Below are 4,850 nucleotides of genomic sequence, written 5' to 3'. Positions count from 1 at the left end.
GGCATCAAGGACGGCCAGACGGCCCGGCTCCGCGAGCTCGGTGGCCTCGGGGCGCCCGGGGGCGCCCCCGGGGGGGGCCCCCCCCCCGGCGCGCCGGGGGCGGGCGGGGGGGCCCGGGCCCGGGCGCGGGGGGGCGCGCCCCCGGCGGAACGGCCGTCGAGCCCCGGTGCCGGGGCGCCGCGGCCCCACACACCGGCGCCGACGCTCTGCCAGGCAGCGCCGCCGTCCGCCTCCTGCGGGGCGCCCGTGCAGTAGTGCTCGACGGAGGCTGCCGAGGCGCCCGGCCGTCCGTCGCCCCCTGCCGTACGGTCCCGACCGTCGACGGCCCGGCCGCCCCGCGCCGGTACGCCGCCGGGCTCGGTGGGCCAGCACGCCACGGCGTGCCCGAACTCCTCGCCCCCGCCCATGGGATCGGCAGGCCGCTCGCGGCGCCCGGCGGCCGGCCGCGCCGGGCCGGCCGCGAGCACCGGGCCGTCGTCGCACACCGTGACGTTCAACGCCTCGCCTTCCGCCCAGGGGAGCGACACCCGGCGGACCGTAGCGACCGTACGGACGTCGGGGCCCGCATGCCGGACCGCGTTGGTCAGCGCCTCCTGGACGATCCGGTAGGCCGCGGCGCCGACCGCCGGAGCTATCTCGGCGGCCGTGTCCGGGGCCAGGTCCAGCTCCAGGGTGACCCGAGCGCCCGCCATCTCGGCCGACCTGGCCAGGTCGGGCAGGCCCGCCAGGCCCGGGGGCGGTCGGGTGGCGTCCGGGGCCGGCTCGGCCTCCCCGGCGCGCAACACCTGGAGCGTCGTCCGGAGTTCGGCCCGGGCGGCCCGGCAGGTGTCGGCTATCGAATCCAACGCCTTGGACACCGCGTCCCGGTCGAGCCGGTCCGGGTCGGCGACCAGCACATGGGCGGCCACCGAGGTCTGCACACCGATCAACGTGATGCTGTGGGCCAACAGGTCATGCAGGTCCCGGGCGATCCGCAGCCGCTCTTCGGCCACCCGGCGCGCAGCCTCCTCCTCCCTGGTGCGCTCGGCCCGTTCGGCCCGCTCGACGATGGCGGCCACGTAGTTGCGGTGCGTACGCAGCGCTATTCCGATCACCACCACGGCCAGCAGCCAGCCCGAACTGCGCAGCATCTCCCCCAGCGCCTGGTGGTCCGGGGAGTTGGACATGACCACCGCCATCACCGCCACGATGATGGCGAGCGCCCACAGCGACCGTCGGGCCGGAGCGCCGACCGCCAGGGCGTACAGCGCCACTATCCCGGCGGGCACCGTGGCGAGATGGGCGTAGTCGAGCGAGTGGTACGGGCCCACGGCGAGGACCACCACCACCGTCGTGACCGTGGGGGCCGTGCGGCGGGAGACCAGGGCCAGGGCGCTGACGACGAGCAGAATCCAGCCGAAGAGGTCGGGCCGGCTGCCGTCGTTCGTGACGCTGATGGCCAACGCGGTCTGCACCGCAAGCACCACCACGGCGAGCGCGACGTCCAGCCCCGTGGGCCGGGTCGGCGCGGCCACCGTGGGTGGATGCCGTACGCCGCGCAACGCGGCGGTGAATTCGCTCATCTGCACGGTCCCATCGTGCGCTACGGCTCTGACATTCGTGCAGGGCCGCCCCAGCCCTGTGGATAACTATCCAGCGGCACCGCCCCCACCGGCTTCCCAAACCCCCACCCCGGGCCCGCCCCCCCCTTCCCCTCCCCCTCCCTTCCTCCGCCCCACTCCGCCCCTCCCACACCCCACACGCCGAACCCGCCGCCACGCCCCGGCCCCCGGCCCGCACCCCGCACCCCGCACCCCGCACCCCGCACCAGGTTCGCTCCGGTTCACACCGAGTCCGGCCCACACCACGCCGGGTTCGCCCCGTCCGCGCGGCGACCCGCCACAGCAGCTTCACCCCGCCCCCGCGGCAACCCACCACAGCAACTCGCCCTGACCCGCGGCAGCCTGCCGCCCCATCGAACGGCTGCCCATCCAGCAAGCCGCACCACAACGTGCCGCACCAACAGAGCCCGCTCCACCCGATCCAGCGGCTCGCGCCCCGCGCGCCGGCCGTCGCGCCGTGGTGGGCGCGGGGTCGGCGGGCGGGGCACCCAGCGGTGGGCTTCGGTCACCCCACGCGCTCGGCCGTCACCGGCTCGTCCGCGCTGGCCGGGCCGGTCGCTATCTGTGCGGACTGGCGGCGGAACAGCTTGCCCGGCCACCAGACCCAGCGGTTGAGGAGCAGGCTCGCTGAGGTCACCAGGTAGGTGCGGACCAGGAAGGTATCGAGGAGGACGCCCACCGCGATGATGAAGCCCAACTCCAGCATCATCGCCATCGGCATCGTCGCGAGCACCGCGAAGGTCGCGGCGAGCACCAGGCCCGCGGAGGCGATGACACCCCCCGTGGTGTGCAGTGCGGTCAGGGCCGCCTGCGGCGTACTCGCCCCCTTGACTGCCTCCTCACGCATGCGGTGCATCAAGAAGATGCCGTAGTCAACACCCAGCGCGACCAGGAAGACGAAGGTGATCAGCGGCAGCCCGGGGTCGATGCCCTCCAGCCCGAAGGCCGATTCGAAGAGCAGCCCGCCCAGGCCGGAGGCCGCTCCCCAGACCGCGACCACGGCGCCCACCAGCATCGCCGAGGCGACCAGGCTGCGGAGCAGCGCTATCAGGATCAGCAACACCGCCAGCATCACCAGCGGAATGACCACCTTGCGGTCGTCGGCGTTGGTCTTCTCCAGGTCGATCTGTTCCGCGCTGGCGCCGCCGACCAGGGCCTTGCCACCATCGAGGTCGGTGAGGGCGGAGCGCAGTTGCTTGATGGTGCGGACTTCGCCGGACGACTCCGGGGCGTCCTTGGCGAACGCGCTGATCTCGGTCCAGCCAGCGCCGCTACGGCCGCGCTCCGCGCTGGCTATCCCCTCCTGGGACCGCACGGTGCTCAGTGCGGCGTCCGCGCTGCCCGTGGGGGCCATGATGGTCAGGGGCTGGGCGCCCTGCTCGGGGTACTTCTCGGCGAGGGTCTCCATCGCCGACACCGATTCGGGCTTGTTGGTGAAGGTGTCCTCCTGCTTGAGGTCGCCGGGGGCGTTCAACGTGCCGAGGGCCAGCACTCCGAGCAGCACCAGACCGCCCACCAGGAAGGTGACCGGGCGGCGGCTGACCGAACCACCCATCGCCGCGAAGACGTTGCGCCGGCCGCTCTGGGTGCTGCCATACGCGGGGATCAGCGGCCAGAACACACGGCGGCCGAGCAGCACCAGGATGGCGGGCAGCAGCGTCATCATCGCCGCGAGGGCACACACCACGCCCGCCGCGCCCACCGGGCCGAGCCCCTTGCTGCTGCTCAGGTCGGCCGCGAGCAGGCACAGCAGGCCGGCGGCCACCGTCCCGGACGAGGCCAGCACCGCGGGGCCGCAACCGCGCACGGCGGCCACCATCGCGTCGTACGGGCGCGGGTGTCGGCGCAGTTCCTCGCGGTACCGGGCGACGAGGAGCAGGGCGTAGTCCGTGCCGGCACCGAAGACCAGGACCGTCATGACGGCCGAGCTCATCCCGGTGATGGTCACGTCGAACGCCTGCGACAGCCCGTACACCACGGCCATCGCGGTGACCGTGGCGGCGCCGACGACGACCAGCGGCACGAGCCACAGGAAGGGGCTGCGGTAGGTGAGGATCAGCAGGACGGCGACGACCCCCGCGGTGGCGAACATCAGCGTGCCGTCCACGGTCTCGAAGACCTTGTTGGCGTCGGCGCCGAGGCCGCCGGAGCCGCCGACGTCCACGCTCAGCCCCTCGGGGTGGGCGTCGACGGCCTCCCTGATGTCGTCGACCGCCTTGTTCTGGTCCTCCTCGTCGGGCATGCCGCTGAGCGACACCCCGTACATCACCGTCGTGCCGTCCTTGGAGTCCACCGCCCGGGGCTGCTGGCCACCGCTGAACTCGTAGTCGTCGGCCAGCTTCGCCACGTGCGATCGGGCGCTGGCCCGGTCGGCTTCGGTGAGACCGCTCTCGCGGTGGTAGACGAGGATCAGATCGGTGGTGTCGCCACCGGGCATCGCCGCCTGGAGCTCGGCCACACGGGTCGAATCGGCGCTGGCCGGGAGGTAGTTGACCGCGGTGTCGTCCTGGACGCCGCTCAGCTTGCCGGCGAAGGGCATGGCCACTGCGAGGATGGCGATCCACAGGCCGATCACGGCCCACGGCACGCCCCGCCGCTGTCTCTTGCTCGCCACGGGGCCGGGCGCTCCCCTGGGCGCCGCGCCATCGCCGGCGCCGTCTGGTCCGCCGCCGGCCCCGCCCGGGCCGCCGCCCGGCACCCCGTCCCCTCGTGCGCTGCCCGAGTCCTGCGCGGCCCCTGCGCCCGCGTCGCCCCTGGTGGTCCGTGTGACCGCCATGCGGGCCCCCCTTCTCTGCGTGGGGGGCTGACACATCCAGACTTCCGGGCTTGGGGGGGGGAAGCGTCGGCGCGGGGAGGGAGATGGGCGGTACTTCGACGGGGCTCAGTGGCCTGGCGTTACTCCCGGGGGAGTACTCCGCGCAGCTTCCTCGACTGGCCGGGAGCCGGGAGCCGCAGGCCGCGCGCCGGGAGTCCGGAGTCGGAAGCCGCAGGTCCGGAAGTCGGTCACGGCATCAGCTACCGGAGGAGTACGCGCCGCCCCCGCTCGGCCCCAGCTAGCCCGGCCGCTCAACGAGGCACCCCGACCCCACTCCCTCGTAAAGGCGCCATCCGCGTACTCCCACCGGCCCGAACGCGCCCCCACCCCTACCGGCCCGAACACCCACCAACCACCCGCCACCCCCCATCACTCATCACCCACCAGCCACCAGCCACCAGCCACCAGCCACCAGCCACCAGCCACCAGCCACC

2 protein-coding genes are annotated in these 4,850 nt (G+C 74.0%); both read right to left on the bottom strand.

Annotated elements, in window-relative coordinates; all coding sequences use genetic code 11:
• Positions 1–1,562 (bottom strand): sensor histidine kinase (locus AAHZ94_RS28510; protein ID WP_349996456.1); only part of this gene is annotated, 1,562 nt, incomplete at its 3' end.
• 544 nt (positions 1,563–2,106) lie between these two features.
• Complete coding sequence (locus AAHZ94_RS28505) at positions 2,107–4,140, bottom strand: MMPL family transporter (RefSeq protein WP_349996455.1); 2,034 nt, start codon at positions 4,138–4,140, stop codon at positions 2,107–2,109.
• Positions 4,141–4,850 lie beyond the last annotated feature (710 nt).

Origin of the sequence: Streptomyces sp. HSW2009 (genome assembly GCF_040240285.1) — a bacterium.
Lineage (GTDB): Bacteria > Actinomycetota > Actinomycetes > Streptomycetales > Streptomycetaceae > Streptomyces.
This window is presented reverse-complemented; position numbering and strand designations above follow the sequence as displayed.